The sequence below is a fragment of the Frankia sp. R82 genome (assembly GCF_023716925.1).
In the GTDB taxonomy this organism is placed as follows: domain Bacteria; phylum Actinomycetota; class Actinomycetes; order Frankiales; family Frankiaceae; genus Frankia.
Map to the genome: position 1 here is coordinate 25,350 of NZ_JAMQQG010000031.1, position 21,412 is coordinate 46,761.

Consider the following 21,412-nt stretch of genomic DNA (forward strand, 5'->3'; position numbering starts at 1 on the left):
GCTGGATACATGCTGGGAGGAGCGGTGTTGTGGCAGGTGGAGCGCCAGGTGGGGGACCCCCTGAGGAGCCGGTCGACCCCGCCCCTCGATAGGGTCAATCAGGCTCATTACCGGCCTGCAGGTTGATATTGGGGCAAAAATATCATTCCGCCTGCACGCAGACCGCCGCCGGTGGGCGGCCGGGGCAAACCCCCGTCCGCCGGCGGCCTGGGCCTGCCAGTGGTCTGGGTCTGTCGGTGGCCCGGGCCTGCCAGTGGTCTGGGCCTGCCGGTGGTCTGGTGCCCATCTGGGCGCAGCGGAGACCGGCGGCACGTCCATGCGGGGCGCGAACGGTCGGTGGGACCTGCGAGGATCGGGGGCATGGTGGTTCCCTCCGCCGCGCCGGCCTCTGAGGAGATGTTCCGGCGCGCCGAGCGTGTCGTTCCCGGCGGGGTCAACTCGCCCGTCCGTGCCTTTCGGGCCGTGGGCGGCAGCCCGCGTTTCATGGTGTCCGGTGACGGCCCCTATCTCACCGATGTGGACGGTCGTACCTACGTCGACCTGGTCTGCTCCTGGGGGCCGATGATCCTTGGCCATGCGCATCCGGCGGTCGTCGAGGCGGTGTCACGGGCGGTCGCCGCCGGCACCAGTTTCGGGACGCCGACGCCCGGCGAGGTCGAACTCGCCGAGCTGATCGTGGAACGGGTCGGGCCGGTCGAGAAGGTCCGGCTGGTCAACTCGGGTACCGAGGCGACCATGAGCGCCGTGCGGCTCGCCCGCGGCTTCACCGGTCGCTCGACGATCATCAAGTTCGCCGGCTGCTACCACGGCCATGTCGACGCGCTGCTCGCCGCCGCGGGCTCGGGCCTGGCCACCTTCGGCCTGCCGGACACCCCCGGCGTGACCGGAACGGCGACCGCGGACACGATCGTCCTGCCCTACAACGATCTGGCCCTGGTGGAGGCGGTCTTCGCCGAGCGCGGCGACACGATCGCCGCCGTCATCACCGAGGCCGCCGCGGCGAACATGGGGGTTGTCCCGCCGCTGCCGGGCTTCAACGGGGGTCTGCGCCGGCTGTGTGACATCCACGGCGCACTGCTCATTCTGGACGAGGTGATGACCGGGTTCCGGATCTCCCGGGCCGGCTGGTGGGGCATCGAGGGTGACCTTGAGGACTGGTCGCCGGATCTGTTCACCTTCGGCAAGGTGATGGGTGGCGGGCTGCCGGCGGCCGCGTTCGGCGGCCGGGCGGACGTGATGTCGAAACTTGCTCCCGCCGGGCCCGTCTACCAGGCCGGCACACTGTCGGGCAACCCGATCGCGGTCGCCGCGGGCCTGGCCACCCTGCGGGCCTGTACCGACGAGGTGTACGCGACGGTGGACGCCCGCGCCGGCGATGTCGCCGGCATCGTGTCCACGGCGCTCACCGAACAGGGCGTCGCGCACGTGCCGGCCAGCGCCGGCTCGCTGTTCAGTTTCTTCTTCACCGACGCCACCACCGTCATCGACTACGCCGGTGCCCAGGTGCAGAACACCGCCCGCTACGCCGCGTTCTTCCACAGCATGCTCGACGCCGGCATCTACCTGCCGCCGTCGGCGTTCGAGGCCTGGTTCGTCTCCGCCGCCCACGACGACGCGGTGCTTGAACGCATCGCCGCGGCCGCCCCGGCCGCCGCCCGGGCCGCGGCCGCCGTCCCTGACGTCACCCCCGCCTCGTCCGCCTCGTCCGTAGCCGGGGGAGCGTGATGACCACACCCACGACCGAGTCCAGCGCCGCGTCCAGACCGGACGGGCGCACCCGGGTGCACCTGGTCCGGCACGGCGAGGTGTTCAACCCGAGCAAGGTGCTCTACGGCCGGCTGCCCGGCTTCGGCCTGTCCGACAACGGCCACCGCCAGGCCAAGGTCACCGCGGAGTATCTCGCCGACCTGGACATCGCCGCCGTGGTCGCCAGCCCCCTGGACCGGGCCCAGCAGACCGCCGTGCCGATCGCCGCAGCCCACAACCTGCCCGTCGGCGTCGACCCGCGGCTGATCGAAAGCCGCAACGCGTTCGAGGGCCAGACCTTCGAGGCGAGCCCGGCGGCACTGCGCCACCCGGCCATGTGGCGGCTGCTGCGCAACCCGCTGCGCCCGTCCTGGGGTGAGCCCTACACCGAGATCGCCGAGCGGATGCTCGCCGCGGTCGCCGACTGGCGCGACCGGTACCCGGGCCGGCACGTCGTGCTGGTCAGCCACCAGTTGCCGGTGTGGACAGCGCGCCGCGCGCTGGAAGGCCGTCACCTGTGGCACCGACCCGACCGGCGCCAGTGCGGCCTGGCCAGTGTCACCACCGCCGTCTACCAGGGCAGCCAGCTCGTCGGCGTCGAGTACGCCGAGCCCAATGGCCCGACCGGCAACACCCCGGGTTCGGTCGGCGCCTGAACACCACCAGCGGCGGCAGCAGCGGCCCGACCGGATCGGCCACGTCCGTGACACCGGACACACCGCCTCGACCGTGCCCGTTCGCGGGACCGGCCGGGCTGGCTGGGATTCTGCCGGCACTGCGCTGCCCGGTCTGCGGTGGCGGGCTGTACGGCGGTGGCGACGTGCGCTGTGCGGTGGGGCACAGCTTCGACCTCGGCCGCGGGGGCTATCTGAGTCTGCGTAGCGGCCGGTCACGGCGGATCACCGGTGACACGCCGGCGATGGTCGCCGCCCGCGAGGCGTTTCTCGGCGCCGGCCACTACGCACCGCTGACCGCCCGGCTCGGGGCGCTTGCCACCGCGGCCTGCATCACCCACCCCACCGGCACCGCACCGACGATCCTCGAGATCGGCGCCGGCACCGGCCACCACCTGGCCGGTGTGCTGGCCGTCCTCGACCGCGAGGCGGTCGACCCGGGTGTCGCTGACCACGGTGCCTGGGGGATCGCGGTTGATGTCGCACCGCCGGCGCTGCGCCGCGCGGCCCGCGCACATCCGCGGATCGGGGCGGTCTCGTTTGACGCCGCCGGCGGCTGGCCCGTCGCCGACGGCAGCGTGGACGTGCTGCTTGACGTCTTCGCCCCACGGCATCCCGCCGAGATGCACCGGGTGCTGCGCTCGGGCGGGCTACTGCTCGTCGTGACGCCCGGCCCGGCGCATCTCGCCGAGCTGCGCGGTGCCCTCGGCCTGGTCGGCATGCAGCCCGACAAGGACGACCAGCTGGCCGGACGCCTTGCCGGCCACTTCGTCCCCGGCCCGGTCGAACGGCTCGACGTGCCGCTCGCACTGCCCCTCCCCGCAGTGGTCGACCTCGCCCTCATGGGCCCCACCGGCCACCACCACACGCGCGACGACCTGTCCCGGGCCGCTGTCGCCACCTGGGCCTCCGGCGCGGACATCACCGGTCCCGGCGGCGTTCCCGACACCACGGTCGCCGTCACCGCCAGCTTCCGAGTGCACCCCTTCCGGCCCGCACCCGTATCCGCCTGAACCGGCACACACCTGCACCGACTCGGGCCACCCGCGCCGAGGCCGGCTCCGCAGCACCCGGATCACCCACTCTCGTCACTCATAGTGACGAGAGTCGCGGGATGGCTGCGGGCGGCCGGTCGCGGGGGCGGGAATTGATCGGAGGAGGGCCCGATCGGGGCAGGATGGTAACCGGCCGCGGCCCGCGGGCCCAGCGGCGCGGCCGTGGGGAAGCACACGCGCACCGGTGGGTACTCGCGCCTACGCTGAGTCGGGTTCTACAGTTGGTCGTAGTTCTACAGTGGGTCGTAGACGGGTGCCGGGGACGAGAGGGGCAGGGCACATACTGGTGCGCGTGGCAGAGATGGGACGGCAGTCCAGATCAGCTGATGGTCCGGCCTCGCCGCGGCTCGGTGGTGCCCGGGTGGGCCTGCTCGCGCTGATGATGGCGCTGAGCACGGTGCTCGCGGCCTGTTCCGCCCATGGCAACGCGACCGACGCCACGGGCGGCGACGGGTACGGCTTCGTCCAGCAGTCGGCCGGGACGGACTACGTGGCCGCCGACAGGCGGCACCTCGCGCCCCCCCTGTCCGGCCGGGATCTCGACGGCAAAACGATCAGTCTGGTCTCGCTGCGGGGCAGGGTCGTCGTGGTGAACTTCTGGGCGTCCTGGTGCGCGCCGTGCCGGGCCGAGACTCCGGGCCTGGCCAAACTCGCTCGTCAGGAGCCGTCGGTGGCCTTCCTCGGCGTCAACGAGAAGGACGGCACATCCAGCGCGAAGGCGTTCGTCCGCGACTTCGGCACGCCGTACCCGAGCATCGTCGACCGGCTGGGCACGCTTGCCGCGGGCTGGCCGGTGGCGCCCGGGCTGCCCTCGACGTTCGTGCTCGACCCGGACGGCCGCATCGCCGCCCGGTTCACCGGTGGCGTCCTGCCCGAGGATCTCACCCCCGTGCTGACCCGGTTGCGGGCCGAGACGTGATCTGCCGGATCGGCCGCCGCGGCCCGCGCGCCGCCGCGGCCGCAGCCGGGGTGGGCGCAGCTGTGGTGGGCGGGCGGTCATGAGCGTCGTCGGCCTGGTCACGGACGGACCGGTGCTGCTCGCGGCGCCGGTGGCGGCCGCCGCCGGGCTGATGTCGTTCCTCTCGCCGTGCGTGCTGCCGCTCGTCCCCGGCTATCTCAGCTTCGTCACCGGCCTGTCCGGCGAGGAACTGCAGGACCGTGAGCGTCGGCTCTCGTCCCCGGCGCCCGCGGTCGCGTCCACCGCTCCCGTCCTGGTCGGTGCCGGCAGCGTGGTGCCGTCGGAGGGTCCGGCGGTGCCGGACGGTTCGGTGACGCGGGGCGCCGGATCCACGGACCTCGCTCCGGCAGCCGAACAGGGGTCAGGTGCGCTGCGGCTGCGGCTGCGCCGGGTGCGGCTGGGGGGACGGGTGGCCGCCGGTACGGGGCTGTTCGTCCTCGGGTTCACCCTCGTGTTCGTGTCCTGGGGTGCGGCCTTCGGCCGGCTCGGTGCGAAGCTGACGGCCCACCAGGTCGGGGTGAACCAGATTCTTGGTGCCCTCACCATCGTGATGGGTCTTGCGTTCGCCGGGGTGTTCTCCCGGATGTCCTGGGCGAACCGGGAGTGGCGCTTCCACCGACTGCCACGACCCGGTCTGCTCGGCGCGCCCATGCTCGGCGTGATGTTCGGCGTTGGCTGGGCGCCCTGTATCGGCCCGACCCTGACCGCCGTGCTGGGCCTTGCCGCGACGAGCGCCGGGGCCGGGCGGGGGGCGTTCCTGTCCGCCGTCTACTGCCTTGGGCTCGGACTGCCTTTCCTCGCCGTCGGTCTCGCCTTCCGGCGGGCCGCCGGTGCCCTGCTCCTGCTGCGCCGGCACACCCGCGTCCTGACCGTGTCGGGTGGAGTGCTGCTGGTCGCGGTCGGGATGCTTCAACTGACCGGGGCATGGGCCGATCTGATCATCTATCTGCGGCCCTATGCTCCCGGCTTCTCGGAGACGCCGCTGTGACCCCAACGCCCAGCTCCGCCTCGTCCATCCGCGCCGCCGGCCTCGACGGAGCAGACGAGACCGCCGAGATCGACGAGACCGCCGGCCAGGACGCGGGGTTCGACCAGGACACCGCCACCCGCCGGCTCCCGGACGGCCACGCCGACGCGGCTCCCGCCGTCCGCCCGGAGGCGTTCGACCCCCCGCCCCGATCCGCCGGCGCGGGCACCGGCACCGACCCCCGGTCCGGCACGAAGGCCGAGCCAGGCACCGCAGCTCGGGAGGAGGCGCCGCCCGCTGACGGTCCGGGTGTAACCGGCGCCCCGGCGACGGGCGCCTCCCCGGTGGGACGAAGCGGCCCGCTGGCCTTCGCCGTGCGCAGTTGGCGACAGTTGACCAGCATGCGCACCGCGCTGCTGCTGCTGTTCCTGCTGGCGCTCGCCGCCGTCCCGGGCTCGCTGTTGCCGCAGCGCAACATCAACCCGCTGCGGGTCGAGCTGTACCTCAACGATCACCCGACGCTCGGCCCGGTCCTGGACCGGCTCTCCGGCTTCGATGTCTTCGCCGCACCCTGGTTCGCCGCGATCTATCTGCTGTTGTTCATCTCACTGATCGGCTGCCTGTCGTCGCGGATCCGCTGGCATGCGCGGGCGCTGTTCACCGCCCCGCCGAAGGCCCCGGCGCGTCCCGGTCGCCTGCCCGGTGGCAGCTCCTGGACCAGCCCGCTGCCGCCGGACGAAGCCACCGCGCTCGCCCGCGGCGTGCTGCGCGGCCGGCGGTTCCGGGCCAGTGCCGCGCCGCCAGACGCCCGCCGGCCGGACGGCTCACCTGACCACTCCGTCGCCGCGGAGAAGGGCTACCTGCGCGAAACCGGCAACCTCGTCTTCCACGTCGCCCTGGTCGGGCTGCTCGCCGCAGTCGGCTTCGGCTCCTGGTTCGGCTATTCGGGCACGACACTCGTCGTCTCCGGGGACGGCTTCGCCAACACACTGATCTCCTATGACCAGTTCAGCGGCGGCAAGCTCGTCAACACCGCGAAGCTGCAGCCCTTCTCGCTGACCCTTGACCGGTTCCAGGCGTCCTACCAGCCCAACGGCGAGCCGGCGGACTTCCGCGCGAACGTGAGCTACGCACCCGACCTGGACACCCCCACCCGCCCGGCGACCATCCGGGTCAACCATCCGCTGGTCCTCGACGACGCCAAGATCTATCTGATTGGCCACGGGTACGCTCCCCACTTCGTCCTGCGGGACGCCAAGGGCCGCGTCGTCTGGCAGAACAACGTGCCCTGCACCCCCCGGGACGGGATGTTCACCTCGACCTGCACGGTGAAGATCCCCGACGCGGGTCTGGCACCGGTGGGCACCCGGCATGAGCCGCAGCAGCTGGCCTTCAGCGGGGTCTTCACCCCGACAACCCGACTGGACCCCACCCGCGGCTACGTCTCGATCTTCCCGGCGGCCACCGCTCCCGGGCTGACGATCACCGGTTTCGTCGGCAACCTGCACCTGGACGAGGGCGTGCCGCAGAACGTCTACACGGTCGACACCCGGGATATGAAGCAGATCGCGCTGACCGGCCCGGCCGGCGCCGACCGCACCGCCCAGGTCCTCGCCCCGGACAACCCTCGCCAGCGCACGCTGACCGGCCTGCCCGGCGGTCTGAGCCTCGAGGTCGACAGCGTCGCCGAGTTCGCCACCTTCCAGGTGAAGGCCGACCCGGCGAAGCGGGAGGCACTGGTGTTCGCGGTGCTCATCATCGTCGGCCTGATCGCGAGCCTGCGGGTGCGCCGCCGCCGGGTGTGGGTCCGGGCCCACCCGGCGCCCGCCGGCGGATCCGTCATCGAGATCGGTGGCCTGTCCCGTTCCCACGGCGACGGCTTCGCCACCGAACTCGCCGATCTCACCACCCGCGTCCGCGCGGCCACCGAGCCCACCGAGCCCACAACACCACGCGAACCAGGCGCCGGCGCAACTGCGGCCGGTACAGCACAGGCCAGCACAGCACAGGCCAGCACGGAACAGGCCAGCACGGAACAGGCCGACGAGCCGGCGACCGGGAAGCAGGAGCACTGATGGCGGTCAACGAGGGCTTCGCGAGCCTGTCCAACCATCTGTTCGGCAGCGGGATGGCGGTCTACTCGGTCGCGATGCTCGGCTTCGCGGCCGAGTTCGCGTTCAGCCGGCTGGGCACCCGCCAGGACGAGGCGGTGGTGGTCGGCGACGAGGCGGTGACCTCGGCCGTCCCTGCCGCGCGCACGTCGGCGGAGCGGTCGGCGGTACTCGTCGGGGCCTCGACCGCGGCCCCGACCGACCCGGCGGTCAGCCCGGTGTCCGGCGGTGGCGATCCCACCGACGCCGCGGCGGCCCGTGCCCGGGAGATCGAGGCGGTCCGCAGGCGGGACCGGGCCGCGCACTCGTTGGCCGGCGGCGATGACCCGCAGGTTCCGGCGCGGGCCCGCTGGGTCGGCCGGATCGCCGTGGGCGCCACCGTCATCGGCTGGGCCCTGCACCTCGCCTCGGTCATCACCCGCGGGTTCGCGGCGGACCGGGTGCCGTGGGGCAACATGTACGAGTACTCGTCGATGATCTGCCTGATCGCGGTCACGACGTTTTTGGGCCTGATCACCCGGCACAACGTGCGCTGGCTGGGCGTGTTCGTCATGGTGCCGGTCGTGCTGTATCTCGGCTTCGCCGGGACGGTGCTCTACGTGGCGCCCGGGCCGCTGGTGCCGGCGCTCAACTCGTACTGGTTGAAGATCCACGTGGTCGGAGCGATCGTCGCGAGCGGGGTGTTCCTCGTCTCCGCGGTGACCACGGTGCTGTTCCTCGTCAAGGAACGCTGGGAGAACCGTCTCGCCGAGGTCGCCACCGGACGGGCCGAGGCCAGCCGGGCGATGCAGAACCGCGGCGGGATCGTGATGCGGCTGCCCTCGTCGGCCGCCCTGGACACCCTCACCTACCGGGTCATCGCGTTCGCCTTCCCGATCTGGACCTTCGCGATCATCGCCGGTGCGATCTGGGCCGAGGCAGCCTGGGGACGCTACTGGGGCTGGGACCCCAAGGAGACCTGGTCGTTCATCACCTGGGTCTGTTACGCCGCCTACCTGCACGCCCGCGCGACCGCCGGCTGGCGTGGCCGCCGTGCCGCCACCATCTCCCTGGTCGCGTTCACCGCGCTGTTCGTCGACTACTACGTGGTGAACCTCGTCATCAGCGGCCTGCACTCCTACGCCGGAGTCTGATCCGCCGGAGTCTGATCCACCGGAGTCTGATCCACCGGAGCCCGGGCCACCCCCAACGGGGGCCCGGGCGGCCGGACGGGTCAGCCGAGAGAGGGCGACGGGGGCTCGGACTCGCCGCCGCGGATGCGCGCGGCGAGTTCACGCAGGAACTCCGGGTCGTCGTCCGGCCCCTTGGGACGAGCGACCTGACGGCGGGTACCCATCCGCGAGCCAGGCCGGGCAAGGCCGGCCTCGCGGCGGGTGATCTCCCAGGCCGACCGGTGCCCGAACGCCGGGTGGTCGGACACGGCCCGCCGCGGTGCGCGCGCGCCATACCCGTTCACCCGCGGACGGCCGAACAGGAACCAGCCGGCCGCGCCGGGAATCCAGAGCAGCCCCACCGCCACGATCCAAAGCAGTTTCGACCCCACCCGTATCTCGTCCGGGGGCGTCCCGACCACATCAATGATCGCGTACGCCCAGACACCGATGATCACAAACGTCAGCGCGAGGCCCAGCACCTGCTGGTCGCTCCTTCCAGCTCTCGGTGACCGATTACGTCCTGTTACATTCCGCTCGACATATCGGATATGAACGTCGGCACGTGGGTCAGTAGTCCCGGTTCTGCGGGACAGCCGCCGCGGCCTGCGGGTCCTGGCCATGCGCGGCGACTCCGGACGGGCCGGATGGTGTGCGCCATCGGAGTCCCTCGGACTGCCCGAAGGCGGCCCCGGGGGCGCACGTGTCGAGAAGATGGCCGGCCCGTGTATCCCCAGTGTGCCCCTCGCCCCCGGGTCGCGTCCGGCGGGTTGGCAACAGCGTCGCCATCGAGGCCGCCGACCGGCAGCGGTGGGTGCGGTTGCCATCACCGATGGTGGGGGAGCCAACGGTGGTCGGTGGTGGCTGCGAGGATGGGGCAATGGCCTGGGCGGATCTACGCGCGTTTCTCGCGCATCTCGAACGGCGGCGGGATCTGCGACGGGTGTCGGTGCCCGTCGACCCCCGACTGGAGGTGACCGAGATCGTCACCCGGGTGGTGCGCGAGCACGGCCCGGCGCTGCTGTTCGACTCCCCGCTCGGGGCGGACATGCCCCTGGCGATCAACGTGTTCGGGACCGAGGCGCGGATGGCCGCGGCCCTCGGCGTGGAGCGGCTCGACGAGATCGGCGAGCGGCTTGCCGCCCTGCTGCGTCCCGAGCTGCCGACCGGTCTGTCGGGGCTGCGCGACGCGCTGGGCAAGGCCGCGTCGCTGACGTCGCTGCCACCGCGGCGGGTGCGCACCGCGCCGTGCCAGGACGTCGTGCTCGAGGGTGCCGACGTCGACCTGTTCCGCCTGCCCGGTGTGCATGCCTGGCCGAGTGACGGCGGCGCCTTCCTCAACCTCGGGCTGACCCACACCCGCCACCCCGAGACCGGCGCCCGCAACCTGGGGATGTACCGGCTGCAGCGCCACGACGCCCGCACCGTCGGCATGCACTGGCAGATCCACAAGGACTCCAACGCCCATCATGCCGTCGCCGAGCGGCGCGGCGAGCGGCTGCCGGTGGCGATCGCGTTCGGCTGCGACCCGGCGGTCACCTACGCCGCCTCCGCTCCGCTGCCGGCCGACATCGACGAGTACCTGTTCGCCGGCTACCTGCGCGGCGAGCGGGTGGAGATGGTCGACTGTCGCAGCGTCCCGCTGCGGGTGCCGGCGAACGCGCAGATCGTGCTGGAGGGTTGGCTGGAACCGGGGGAGCGCCGCCCGGAGGGTCCCTTCGGCGACCACACCGGCTTCTACACGCCCGTCGAGCCGTTCCCCGCGCTGCACGTCGACGTGATGACGATGCAGCGTGAGCCGGTGTTCCAGACGATCGTCGTCGGCCGCCCGCCGCAGGAGGACGGGCCGATGGGCAAGGCCACCGAGCGGATCTTCCTGCCGCTGATCCGGATGATGATCCCCGAGATCGTCGACTACGACCTGCCCGAGGCCGGGGTGTTCCACAACTGCTGCATCGTCTCGATCGACAAGCGCTACCCGAAGCACGCTCAGAAGGTGATGCATGCCATCTGGGGCGCCGGGCTGCTGTCGCTGTCCAAGCTGATCGTCGTGGTCGACGCGGACTGTGACGTCCACGACTACCACGAGGTGGCCTGGCGGGCGTTCGGCAATGTGGACTACGCCCATGACCTGCTCACCACGATCGGCCCGGTCGACCATCTCGACCATGCCTCCTACGAGCAGTTCTGGGGAGGCAAGATCGGAGTGGACGCGACCCGCAAGCTGGTGACCGAGGGGTACCGCCGTGACGGCGGCTGGCCCGAGGAGATCGTGATGGATGCCGCGGTACGCGACCGGGTGACCCGGCGCTGGAAGGAGTACGGCCTGTGAGCGACGCGATGTTCCTGCCGGGACCATCCGGTGGCGTGTCCGGATCGGGCTCGTCCGGTGGTGGGCAGCACGAGCTGGGACATGTGCGGGCGTTCCTGCGGCTGGTCGTCATCGAGCACTCGGTGTTCGCGCTGCCGTTCGCCTACATCGCGGCGCTGGCCGCCTGCTTTGACGCGTCACGCTCGGTGCACTGGGCGGACCTCGGGCTGGTCACGATCGCGATGGTCGCGGCGCGGACGTTCGCGATGGCCGCCAACCGGATCATCGACCGGGCGATCGACGCCCGCAACCCGCGCACCGCGAGCCGGGAGCTCGTCACCGGCGCGGTGTCGGTGCGCACCGCCGTGGTCGGATCGGTGGTGGCGCTCGCGGTGTTCCTCGCCGCCGCGGCGATGCTGAGCTGGTTGTGTCTCGCGCTGGCGCCGGTCGCGGTCGCCCCGCTGGTCGTCTACCCGTACGCCAAGCGCTTCACCGACGTCCCGCACGCCGTGCTCGGCATCGCCCAGGCCGTCGCCCCCGTCGGCGCCTGGATCGCCGTCTCCGGGCACTGGTCGTGGGCGGCGTTCGTGCTCGGTCTCGCCGTCGGCGCCTGGATCGGCGGGTTCGACCTGATCTACGCCTGCCAGGATGCCGAGATCGACCGCCGCATCGGCGTGCGCTCCGTGCCGGCCCGGTTCGGGGTGCGCGGTGCGCTGATCGGCTCGACCGTCACCCACGTCGTCACGTTCGTCCTGTTCGTGGTGTACGGCCTGATGGTGGGCGTCGGCGCGTTCTGGTGGGCGGGGCTCGCGGTGACCGCGGCCGCGCTCTCCTACGAACACGCCATCGTCTCTCCGAACGATCTCTCCCGGGTCAACCGGGCGTTCCTCACCGCGAACGGTTTCGTCGGCATCGCCCTGTTCGCCTTTGCCGTCGCCGACCTGTTCAGCCGCGGCCTGTCGGTCTAGCCGTGCCATCCCCCGCTCCGGCCGCGGCGCCGCGGGTGCCCTGGGTGGTCGGGGTCAGCGGTGCCAGCGGCACCCCGTACGCTGCCGCGGTGCTGCGTGGCCTGCTCACCGCCGGCCACCCGGTCGACCTGGTGCTCTCCCGCGCCGCCCGGCTCACCCTGCTGGACGAGACGGGCCTTGCCTGGCACGACAGTTCCTGGGCATCGGCCCTGACGACGTGGCTGTCCGCCCCGCTCGGCACTGCCGCGCCGGACGATTCTGCCGCGCCGGACGATTCCGCCGCGCCGGACGGTGTGCTCGCGGGTGTCGGCGAGCTGGTGCGGTCGCTGGTCGCCGTACACGCGCCCGGCAACCTCGCGGCCCCGCCGAGCAGCGGCTCGTACCCGACCCGCGGGATGATCGTCGTCCCGGCGAGCACCGCGTCCCTCGCCGGCATCGCCCTCGGACTGTCCAAGGACCTGCTGCAACGCTGTGCGGACGTGACCCTCAAGGAGGGGCGGCGTCTGGTCGTCGTTCCCCGGGAGATGCCCTACACCGGCGCGACGCTGCGGCACATGCTCGCCCTGCACGAGGCCGGGGCCGTGGTGGCGGCGGCGAGTCCCGGCTTCTACGCCGGCGCCCGGGAGGCCACCGACCTGGTCGATTTCGTCGCCGGACGGGTCCTGGACGCCGCCGGGGTCACCCACACCCTGTATCGCCGCTGGTCCGGCGAACTGGGCGCCGCCCGCCGTCCGGAGCACCCCGCCGACCCGGTCCCGGGCGGTTCCGCGGAACACCATGATCGAACAGTGGCCGGGTGCTCCCTGGCGGACCGGGCCCCGGGACGGGCACAGTGGTCTGCGACGGCGGGTTCCCGGCAACGGGTTCCTCGGAGCACGTAGCAGCGAGGCGAAGGTGACGGCATGACGGCGGGTGACGGCGCGGCGAAGGGAAAGGGACGCGGTCGAGGGGCGGCGGAGGTCGACCTCCGGGCCCAGCTGCCGTATTTCGCGGCCCGACTGGCGGTACTCGTGGTGGTCACGGTGGTACTGGCCGTCGTCGGGATGAACGTGATACTGGCTTTGCTGGTTGCCTTCGTCATCGCTGGGCTGCTGACCTGGCCGCTGGGCCGGATGCAGCGCCGGGCCGCGGAGCGGGCGGCGGCGGTACGCGACCGGGAGTAATGGACCCCCGGGACGGGTAGGGTCCGCGGGCAATCGGGCTAGTCTGGGTGACATGGATGCTGGGCTCAAACGGGAGATCGAGGCGAAGGTCGCGGCCGGTGAGCGGCTCAGCCGGGCCGACGGCGAGGCACTGTACGGCAGTGACGACCTCGCCTGGCTGGGTGGCCTCGCGCACGACGTCCGCACCCGCAAGAACGGGGACCGGACGTTCTTCAACGTCAACCGGCATCTGAACCTGACCAACGTGTGCTCGGCGTCCTGCGCCTACTGCTCGTTCCAGCGCAAGCCCGGCGAGTCCGACGCGTACACGATGCGCATCGAGGAGGCCGTGCGGCTCGCGAAGGAGATGGAACCGGCCGGTATCACCGAGCTGCACATCGTCAACGGCCTGCACCCGACCCTGCCGTGGCGCTACTATCCGCGTTCGCTGCGCGAGCTGGGCAAGGCGCTGCCGGGAGTGGCCCTCAAGGCGTTCACCGCCACCGAGATCCACTGGTTCGAGAAGATCAGCGGGCTGCCGGCCGACGAGATCCTCGACGAACTGATCGACGCCGGTCTCGAGTCGCTCACCGGTGGCGGCGCGGAGATCTTCGACTGGGAGGTCCGGCAGAAGATCGTCGGCCACGAGACCCACTGGGAGGACTGGTCGCGCATCCACCGGCTCGCGCATGCCAAGGGGCTGCGCACGCCGTGCACGATGCTCTACGGCCACATCGAGGAGCCCCGGCACCGGGTTGACCACGTGCTGCGGCTGCGCGAACTGCAGGACGAGACCGGTGGGTTCGCGGTGTTCATCCCGCTGCGCTTCCAGCACGACGCGGCCGGGGACCCGCGCAACCGGCTGATGAACCAGCCGATGGCGACCGGGGCCGAGGCGCTGAAGACGTTCGCCGTCTCCCGGCTGCTGTTCGACAACATCGACCACGTCAAGTGCTTCTGGGTGATGCACGGCCTCACGACCGCCCAGCTCGCGCTGAACTTCGGTGCCGACGACCTGGACGGTTCCGTCGTCGAGTACAAGATCACCCATGACGCGGACCGGTTCGGCACCCCGACCACGATGACCCGTGAGGACCTGCTGGGCATCATCCGAGACGCCGGGTTCCGGCCGGTCGAGCGGGACACCCGCTATCGCGAGATCCGTGCCTACGACGGGCCCGATCCGGCCCGTCGCGAGGTCGCGACGGCCATCGACGCCTGAGGCGGGCCCGGACACCATGGTCAGCAACGACGGCAGGGTCAGCAACGACAGCAGGGTCAGCACCAACCCGCGGTATCCGTCCCGTCCGCCCGGCGCGCCGGGCACCGGATGGGTTTTCGCGCTCGCGTTTGTGGTCATCCTCGTGCCCGGCATCGTGGTGGACGCGCTGCTGGCCTGGGTCGGGGTGCCGATCGGCCCGGCGGCCCTGCTGGGGCTGCTCGCCGTGATCGTCGGCCTGGGGTTCTTCCCGATCGTGCTGCGCCGACTCCGCTGGGTGCCGGCCAAGAAGCGGAGGTCCTGATGGAGCGGCCCGATCGTCCCACCCCGCGACCGCAGCGTGGGCTGCTGGCCATCAACGTGCGGTACTTCGCCGTGCGGGCGTTGCTGTTCGGAGTGGTGCTGGCCGTCGTCCTGCTGCTGGGGCTGGGTGGGCTGCTCGCCTTCCTGCTGGCGCTGGCGGTCAGCGGCCTGGCCAGCTATCCGTTGGCGCTGCGGCAACGGCGGGCCGTCATCGACGCGATGGAGAACCGTCACGGCGGCCAGCGTTGAGTGGCGAGGTCCGGCCGCGGGTCGGGCACATCCAGTTCCTGAACTGTCTGCCGCTGTACTGGGGACTGGTCCACTCGGGCGCGCTGCTCGACCTCGAGCTGACCAAGGACACGCCGGACCGGCTCAATGAGGCGCTGGTCGCCGGCGATCTCGACATCGGCCCGATCAGCCTGGTCGAGTACCTGCGGCACGCCGACGAGCTGGTGGTGCTGCCCGATCTCGCGGTCGGGTCCGACGGGCCGGTGCTGTCCGTGGTGCTGAGCACAGCGGTGCCGCTGGCCGAGGTGCGCACGGTCGCGCTCGGCTCCACCTCGCGCACCAGCGTGCTGCTGGCCCGGATGCTGCTCGAGGAACACCACGGCCTGGCGCCGACCTACGTGACGATGCCACCCGACCTGCCGCTGATGCTGCGGGAGGCGGACGCGGCGGTGATCATCGGTGATGTTGCGCTGCGGGCGACCTACGAGGCCGAACGGGACGGACCGGCGCATCCACTCGGCCTGATGGATCTGGGCGCGGCCTGGCGGGAGTGGAGCGGCCTGCCGATGGTGTTCGCGCTGTGGGCGGCCCGCCGTTCCTTCGCCGACCGTCACCCCGGTGTGGTCAAGGAGGTGCACGACGCCTTCCGGGCCGGCCTCGACCTCGCGCTCGGTGATGTGGACGAGGTCGCGGCCCGGGCGGCCCGGTTCGAGGTGTTCGATCCGGCGACGCTCGCCCGCTACTTCACCACGCTGGACTTCTCCCTCGGCGCGCGACAACAGGCCGGTATCCGCGCCTTTGCGGACCGCGCGGCCCGGCGCGGTGACGTACCGCTACTGCGGACCATGACCTTCGCCCAGGTCTGAGGACGCCGGCGGTCAGGCCGGCCGCCGGGCCGCACACAGGCTCCGCAGCTGGTCGACCAACAGGCCAGTGGCCAGGCCCTTTTCCAGCAGGGCGTCCGCACCGAGGGCGAGTACCTGGTGCAGGAGCGCATCCTCCGAGAAACCGGTGAAAATCACGACGACGGCCCGCGGGACGATTCGGCGAATTCGTGGCAGTGCGCCGATACCGTCCAGGACCGGCATCGCAAGATCGAGCAGGACCAGATCCGGGTTCGTGCGATTCACCTCGTCGATGGCCTGCAGACCATCGGCGGCCGCGCCGACGATGACGAAGTCCGGCTCGGTGCCGAGCAGCAGGCACAACAGGTCACGCACACCGTCGGCATCGTCCACGACGACAACCCGGCGTGGACGTGGGTCGACCGTGTGAGCGTCCACGCTGTGAGCGTCCACGGTGTGGGAGTCCATGGTGTGGGAGTCCAGGAGACGGGCGGTATCCACCATTCTTTTGTACGCGCGCCGGGGGACCTCGGGCATCGTCATTCGGGATGGTTATCGAGGATGACCCAGACCGGTCACCATCGTGATACCTGCGGAGTCCGCCGCAGTACCTGTCGCCTGGCGTGGCAGCTGGCGGAATATGTCGAATGGGCCATCTCGCCGAGATTCACAATGTTTCCGGCAGAACTTCGCCGACATCTCTCTTGTTCCCCAACGAGAGCCCAAGAAAGCCGGCATAATGTGGCGGCGGAGTCGAGGGAAGGTTGGGGCCCGGTCGCCTCCATACCATGGCTACGCAGAGTTACGACTATGATCTCTGGCGTATGGGACTTTCTACCCCTAGCCTACAAGGGTGCTCCATGGAGTAATCTGATCACTATCAGTGAATCCCGGTCGGGTGGTCAGGCGGGTGGTTACCGCCGCCAGGCGGAAGGACGGCGCAGATGCGGCAACGGGGCCGAGGCCGTCACGGCGCGGCGACCGCCGAGGACCAGCTCCCCGGCGAGGTCCGTCGGCGGCGCGGTGAGCGTTCCCTGTCCCGCGACGAGCTCGCCGCGCGCACCGGCTACAGCCGCCAGTACATCGCCCAGATCGAGCAGCCCAGCCGTGGCATTCCGTCCCGGCCGGTGATCGCCGCGGTGGATGCGGCGCTCGAGGCTGGCGGCGCGCTGATCGACTTGCGGGAGGCCGCCGTCGCGGCCCGGGCCGAGCGGTTGCGCCGCGGGCCGGATCCGGAGACCGAGTCGCGACGCCGGGTGTCCGATCTGCTCGACCATCACCGCAGTGACGGTGAGCTGGACTACCTCGACCGCCTGGTCGCCGACCTCATCGCGACGGCGGACCGGCTCGCCCCGGCCGACGTCACCGCGCTCGTACTTGATCACCAGTGTGTGGTTGACACCCTGCTGCGCACCCCGCTGCTCCCACATCAGCAGTTCCGCCTGTTCATGCTGGCCGGCCACCTCGCCGGCCTGCTGGCGATCTCCCTGCTCGACGCGGACGAGCTCGCCGGTGCGAGCACCTGCTGCCTGGAAGCGGCTGTGTTCACGGAGCTGACCGGTCACGAGGGCCTGCGCGCCTGGACGCTCGCCGTCAACGGCCTGATCGACGCCGCCGCCCGCAAGGCCTGCGCCGATGAGGTCTCGGCCGCCGCACCGAGCTGGGGCGGCCCGAGTCAGGTCGGCCCGGAGCCGGCCGCCGCGTCCGTGGAGGAGACGGCCCAGGCCCTGGCGGAGATGCTTACGGCGCCCGGTGGGCGGGTGAGTCAGCCTCGGCTCATCGAGCTGGTCAAGGGGCGCATCGATCGCTTCGGTGGGGACGACCACCGGCCCCTGTCGCAGCAGGCCGGCCTGTCCCGTGCCTTTCGCCCGCCGGTCTGAGCTGCTCCCGACCTGACACCGTTGTTCATTTTTCCTACCGATGGGGTAGGGTAACCTTCGCGGGAAGATGCGTGGGGCATTTTCTTCCGGTTTGTGGCGGTTGGATGGCCACTATGTGGCCGACTCGGCGTCAGAGCTCTCACAACTCGCCCATCGGCTCCACATCTGTGGAAGCATGATGTCGTGGTCGCGCGCGCCCTTACCCTCGGGGCGCCGGTCGTGCGTAAGGCTGACCGTCTGGTCGGCAGCGCACTCCGGCGCGGCGCTGCGTCGTCCCCCGCGGCCCCGTGCCTGGTGATCGAGCCGATGCTCGTCGCCCGTCTGCACGTTGACCTGCTGCGGGTTTCCAGCGCCGGCTGTCGCCGCTTCCGCTGACGTCCCCGTGCGGTGCCGCGTTGACGGTGCCGCGCATCCCGCGCGTCGAAAGATCTTTCATGCCTTCTTCTGCCCGTCCGGCCCGTTCCGCAGCGCGCCCGTCCCGTCCCAAGGGAGCGGGCCAGTGGGCGCTGGGCTACACCGAGCCACTCAACGCCAACGAGCGGATGAAGAAGGACCAAGGCGGCCTCGAGGTACGTGACCGCATCCTCAACGTCTACCCGAAGACCGGCTTCGACAGCATCGACCCGCAGGATCTGCGCGGCCGGTTCCGCTGGTGGGGCCTCTACACCCAGCGTCGGCCGGGCATCTCCGGGGGGCGCACCGCGGTGCTCGAGCCCGAGGAGCTCGACGACTCCTACTTCATGCAGCGGATCCGCCTCGACGGCGGCCGAATGACCGCCGACCAGCTGCGGGTCATCGCCGACATCTCCACCCGTTTCGGCCGGGACGTCGCCGACGTCACCGACCGGCAGAACATCCAGCTGCACTGGATCCGGATCGAGGACGTCCCCGACATCTGGGGTGCCCTCGAGGGCGCCGGGATGACGACCGCCGAGGCCTGTGGTGACACCCCGCGGGTCATCCTCGGCTGCCCGCTGGCCGGGGTGGACGGCGACGAGGTCATCGACGGCACCGCCGTCATCGACGAGATCGTCGAGCGTTTCGTCGGCGATCCGACGCTCGCGAACCTGCCGCGCAAGTTCAAGACCGCGATCTCCGGTTGCGCCGATCACTGCACTCTGCACGAGATCAACGACATCGCGTTCGTCGGGGTCGTCCATCCCGAGCTCGGGGCCGGCTACGACCTGTGGGTCGGCGGCGGCCTGTCGACGAACCCGATGCTCGGTGTGCGTCTTGGCGCGTTCGTCCCGCCCGGGCGGGTCGCCGAGGTGTGGCACGGCGTCGCCTGCCTGTTCCGTGACTACGGCTACCGCCGGTTGCGGACCCGGGCCCGGCTGAAGTTCCTCGTCGCCGACATGGGCGCCGAGTGGGTGCGTTCCACCCTGGAGAAGGAGTATCTGAGCGCCGCGCTGCCCGACGGCCCGCCGCCGGCACCACCGCGCAACGAAGGCCGCGACCACATCGGCGTGCACCGCCAGCGCGACGGGCGCAACGCCGTCGGGTTCGCCCCGCGCGCCGGACGGCTGTCCGGAACGGTTCTGCACGCCGTCGCCGACCTCGCCGACCGCCACGGCGCGGGCCGCGTCCGCGCCACCACCACGCAGAAGCTCGTCATCCTCGACGTCCCCGATGCGGAGGTCGACGCCCTGGAAGCCGAGCTCGCGCAGCTGGACCTCGTGGTGAACCCCAGCGTGTTCCGTCGCGGCACGATGGCCTGTACCGGCATCGAGTTCTGCAAGCTCGCGATCGTCGAGACCAAGGGCAACGCCCGCGACCTGATCGTCGAGCTCGAACGGCGGCTGCCCGACTTCGACGAGCCGATCGGCATCAACATCAACGGCTGCCCGAACGCCTGCGCCCGGTTCCAGGTCGCCGACATCGGCCTCAAGGGCTCGCTGGTCCCGGACGACACCGGCGAGATGGTGGAGGGCTTCCAGGTGCACCTCGGCGGCCACCTGGGCACCCACTCGCGGCTCGGGCGCAAGTCCCGTGGCCTTAAGGTCACCGCCGACGGCCTGCTCGACTACGTCACGGGCCTGCTCACGACGTACCAGGCCGATCGCGAGGGCGGCGAGAGCTTCGCCGACTGGGCCCAGCGCGCCGACGAGTCGGCCCTGACCGGTGGGGGTGGCTGATGGCGGGCAGTGCGCGGGCGGTGCCGTTCTACTGCCCGTACTGCGGCGAGGAGGACATCGTCCCCGAGCCCGCGCCGGACGGATCCGGCGCCGGGCACGGCCACTGGGCGTGCCGATCCTGCCAGCGCGCCTTCCGCCTCAGCCTGACGGCCCTGTTCACTGACAGCACAGCAGCCGACAGCACAGTAGCCGACAGCACAGCAACGAGGAGACGACCGTAGATGGCTACCGCGTTGAAGACCCGCGCCCTGCGGGCCGGTGACGAGCTCGAAGGTGCTCCAGCCGAGGAGATCCTCGGCTGGGCCGTGGAGGAGTTCGGGCCCAGGCTGGTGGTCGCCGCTTCCATGGCCGAGGCGGTCCTGGTCGACATGCTCGCCCGGATGCGCTCGGACATTCCGGTCGTCTTCGTCGACACCGGCTACCACTTCGCCGAGACGATCGGCACCCGTGACGCGGTCGCCGCGACCTACGACGTCCCGCTGATCAGCGCCCGCCCGCAGCTCACCGTCGTCGGCCAGGACGCCGTTCACGGCCGGGACCTGTTCCGCACCGACCCCGACCTGTGCTGCCGGATGCGCAAGGTCATCCCGCTCGACCGGGCCCTGGCTCCCTACCGGGCCTGGGCCGCGGGGTCGCGGCGCGCCGAATCCGCGTCGCGGGCGAACCTGCGGGTCGTCGACTGGGACGCCCGGCGCGGCAAGGTGAAGATCCACCCGCTGGCCGCCTGGACCGAGGCGGACGTCGAACGCTACGTCGCCGAGCACAACGTGATCGTCAACCCGCTGCTGTCCGACGGCTACGAGTCGGTCGGCTGCCGGCCCTGCACCCAGCGCGGCGCCGGCCGGGCCGGTCGCTGGGCCGGCACCACCAAGACCGAGTGCGGCATCCACTGACGTACCCTGCCTGCCGTGATGGACGAACGCGCAACGGGTGAGGTCTGGCTGGTCGGTGCGGGCCCGGGCGACCCCGGCCTGTTGACCGTCCGTGGCCGCGAACTGCTGGCCACCGCCGACGTGGTCGTCGTCGACCGGCTCGCCCTCGCCCTGCTGGACACCGGACCGCTGGCACCCCGGGCGCGGATCGTCCACGTCGGCAAGAGCGCGACCGCACCGTCCTGGTCGCAGGAACGGATCAACACGCTGCTCGTGGAGCGGGCGCTGGCCGGGGAGCGGGTCGTGCGGCTCAAGGGCGGCGACCCGTACGTGCTGGGCCGCGGCGGCGAGGAGGCCGAGGCCTGTGCCGTCGCCGGGGTGCCCTGCACGGTCGTGCCCGGGGTCACCTCTGCCCTGGCCGTCCCGGCGCTGGCTGGTATTCCGGTCACCCACCGCGACGTCGCCCAGGAGATCGCGATCATCTCCGGTCATCTTGCGCCCGGCCATCCCGACTCCACCGTCGACTGGTCCGGACTCGCCGCGTCCCGGGCGACCCTGGTGATCCTGATGGGGGTGGCCCGTCTGATAGCGATCGCCGATGAGCTGCTTGCCGGCGGTCGCCCCGAAGCCACCCCGGTCGCGGTGATCGAACGCGGCGGCACCCCCGCCCAACGGGTACTGCGCACCACCCTGGACGCCCTCGCCGTCGACGCGATCGCCGCCGGCGTCCGCTCACCGGCCGTGATCGTCGTCGGCGAGGTCGCCGCTCGCAGCGACGCGCCGGCGGTCGCCGCGAGCGCGCCACTGACCGGCGTCCGCGTCCTCGTCGCCCGGACCCGCCCACGCC

General features: G+C 71.6%; 23 protein-coding genes. 21 read left to right on the top strand and 2 right to left on the bottom strand.

Annotation, left to right across the window (positions count from 1 at the left end; translation table 11 throughout):
* Positions 1–360 precede the first annotated feature (360 nt).
* The 7 genes from hemL (at position 361) to ccsB (ending at position 8,644) form a co-directional block, all read left to right on the top strand.
* Positions 361–1,725, top strand: coding sequence for a glutamate-1-semialdehyde 2,1-aminomutase (gene hemL / locus ND747_RS08695; protein WP_251732971.1), 1,365 nt, complete (start codon positions 361–363; stop codon positions 1,723–1,725).
* On the top strand, positions 1,725–2,402 hold the full coding sequence (locus ND747_RS08700) for a histidine phosphatase family protein (protein ID WP_251732972.1): 678 nt from the start codon (positions 1,725–1,727) through the stop codon (positions 2,400–2,402). Before hemL ends, ND747_RS08700 begins: the two co-directional genes overlap by 1 nt.
* A 47-nt stretch (positions 2,403–2,449) precedes the next feature.
* A complete protein-coding gene (locus tag ND747_RS08705; protein WP_251732973.1) occupies positions 2,450–3,433 on the top strand; it encodes a methyltransferase type 12 in 984 nt (327 codons plus the stop codon).
* A gap of 343 nt (positions 3,434–3,776) precedes the next feature.
* Positions 3,777–4,394, top strand: a complete 618-nt coding sequence (locus ND747_RS08710; protein ID WP_251732974.1) for a TlpA disulfide reductase family protein — start codon at positions 3,777–3,779, stop codon at positions 4,392–4,394.
* A 79-nt stretch (positions 4,395–4,473) separates the two neighbouring features.
* On the top strand, positions 4,474–5,421 hold the full coding sequence (locus tag ND747_RS08715) for a cytochrome c biogenesis CcdA family protein (RefSeq protein WP_251732975.1): 948 nt from the start codon (positions 4,474–4,476) through the stop codon (positions 5,419–5,421).
* 380 nt (positions 5,422–5,801) lie between these two features.
* On the top strand, positions 5,802–7,475 hold the full coding sequence (locus ND747_RS08720; protein WP_251732998.1) for a cytochrome c biogenesis protein ResB: 1,674 nt from the start codon (positions 5,802–5,804) through the stop codon (positions 7,473–7,475).
* The gene (gene ccsB, locus ND747_RS08725) at positions 7,475–8,644 is read left to right on the top strand and encodes a c-type cytochrome biogenesis protein CcsB (protein ID WP_251732976.1); all 1,170 of its coding nucleotides are present in this window, start codon (positions 7,475–7,477) and stop codon (positions 8,642–8,644) included. Before ND747_RS08720 ends, ccsB begins: the two co-directional genes overlap by 1 nt.
* Before the next feature lie 80 nt (positions 8,645–8,724).
* Here the strand turns inward: ccsB and ND747_RS08730 are convergent, their stop codons facing one another.
* On the bottom strand, positions 8,725–9,144 hold the full coding sequence (locus tag ND747_RS08730) for a PLD nuclease N-terminal domain-containing protein (protein ID WP_251732977.1): 420 nt from the start codon (positions 9,142–9,144) through the stop codon (positions 8,725–8,727).
* Between the two features lie 398 nt (positions 9,145–9,542).
* On the opposite strand from ND747_RS08730, the gene ND747_RS08735 reads away from it, so the two are divergent.
* The 8 genes from ND747_RS08735 to ND747_RS08770 are packed head-to-tail and all read left to right on the top strand — an operon-like array spanning position 9,543 to position 15,699.
* A complete protein-coding gene (locus tag ND747_RS08735; protein WP_251732978.1) occupies positions 9,543–10,994 on the top strand; it encodes a menaquinone biosynthesis decarboxylase in 1,452 nt (483 codons plus the stop codon).
* Positions 10,991–11,941 (top strand): menaquinone biosynthesis prenyltransferase MqnP, encoded by a 951-nt coding sequence (mqnP, locus tag ND747_RS08740; protein WP_251732979.1) that lies wholly within the window; start codon positions 10,991–10,993, stop codon positions 11,939–11,941. Before ND747_RS08735 ends, mqnP begins: the two co-directional genes overlap by 4 nt.
* A gap of 2 nt (positions 11,942–11,943) precedes the next feature.
* On the top strand, positions 11,944–12,822 hold the full coding sequence (locus ND747_RS08745; RefSeq protein WP_251732980.1) for a UbiX family flavin prenyltransferase: 879 nt from the start codon (positions 11,944–11,946) through the stop codon (positions 12,820–12,822).
* A gap of 21 nt (positions 12,823–12,843) precedes the next feature.
* Positions 12,844–13,104, top strand: a complete 261-nt coding sequence (locus tag ND747_RS08750; protein ID WP_251732981.1) for a DUF4229 domain-containing protein — start codon at positions 12,844–12,846, stop codon at positions 13,102–13,104.
* Between the two features lie 52 nt (positions 13,105–13,156).
* Positions 13,157–14,305: an aminofutalosine synthase MqnE gene (gene mqnE / locus ND747_RS08755; RefSeq protein ID WP_251732982.1), complete on the top strand. Its 1,149-nt coding sequence runs from the start codon at positions 13,157–13,159 to the stop codon at positions 14,303–14,305.
* Positions 14,306–14,321: 16 nt separating this feature from the next.
* Positions 14,322–14,606: a hypothetical protein gene (locus tag ND747_RS08760; protein ID WP_251732983.1), complete on the top strand. Its 285-nt coding sequence runs from the start codon at positions 14,322–14,324 to the stop codon at positions 14,604–14,606.
* The gene (locus ND747_RS08765) at positions 14,606–14,854 is read left to right on the top strand and encodes a hypothetical protein (RefSeq protein WP_251732984.1); all 249 of its coding nucleotides are present in this window, start codon (positions 14,606–14,608) and stop codon (positions 14,852–14,854) included. Before ND747_RS08760 ends, ND747_RS08765 begins: the two co-directional genes overlap by 1 nt.
* The gene (locus tag ND747_RS08770; RefSeq protein ID WP_251732985.1) at positions 14,851–15,699 is read left to right on the top strand and encodes a menaquinone biosynthetic enzyme MqnA/MqnD family protein; all 849 of its coding nucleotides are present in this window, start codon (positions 14,851–14,853) and stop codon (positions 15,697–15,699) included. The genes ND747_RS08765 and ND747_RS08770 overlap by 4 nt, the downstream gene beginning before the upstream one ends.
* Before the next feature lie 12 nt (positions 15,700–15,711).
* Here ND747_RS08770 and ND747_RS08775 read toward each other — a convergent pair whose 3' ends face one another.
* Entirely contained in the window at positions 15,712–16,221 is a 510-nt protein-coding gene (locus tag ND747_RS08775; RefSeq protein ID WP_251732986.1) for a response regulator transcription factor, read from the bottom strand.
* Between the two features lie 401 nt (positions 16,222–16,622).
* On the opposite strand from ND747_RS08775, the gene ND747_RS08780 reads away from it, so the two are divergent.
* The 6 genes from ND747_RS08780 to cobA form a co-directional block, all read left to right on the top strand.
* On the top strand, positions 16,623–17,558 hold the full coding sequence (locus ND747_RS08780) for a helix-turn-helix transcriptional regulator (protein ID WP_251732987.1): 936 nt from the start codon (positions 16,623–16,625) through the stop codon (positions 17,556–17,558).
* 183 nt (positions 17,559–17,741) lie between these two features.
* The gene (locus tag ND747_RS08785; protein WP_251732988.1) at positions 17,742–17,933 is read left to right on the top strand and encodes a putative leader peptide; all 192 of its coding nucleotides are present in this window, start codon (positions 17,742–17,744) and stop codon (positions 17,931–17,933) included.
* Between the two features lie 59 nt (positions 17,934–17,992).
* Positions 17,993–19,693, top strand: coding sequence for a nitrite/sulfite reductase (locus ND747_RS08790; protein ID WP_251732989.1), 1,701 nt, complete (start codon positions 17,993–17,995; stop codon positions 19,691–19,693).
* Complete coding sequence (locus ND747_RS08795) at positions 19,693–19,914, top strand: hypothetical protein (protein ID WP_251732990.1); 222 nt, start codon at positions 19,693–19,695, stop codon at positions 19,912–19,914. The genes ND747_RS08790 and ND747_RS08795 overlap by 1 nt, the downstream gene beginning before the upstream one ends.
* On the top strand, positions 19,915–20,586 hold the full coding sequence (locus ND747_RS08800; RefSeq protein WP_251732991.1) for a phosphoadenylyl-sulfate reductase: 672 nt from the start codon (positions 19,915–19,917) through the stop codon (positions 20,584–20,586).
* A gap of 18 nt (positions 20,587–20,604) precedes the next feature.
* The coding region (cobA, locus tag ND747_RS08805) for a uroporphyrinogen-III C-methyltransferase (RefSeq protein WP_251732992.1) at positions 20,605–21,412 on the top strand (808 nt) is incomplete at its 3' end.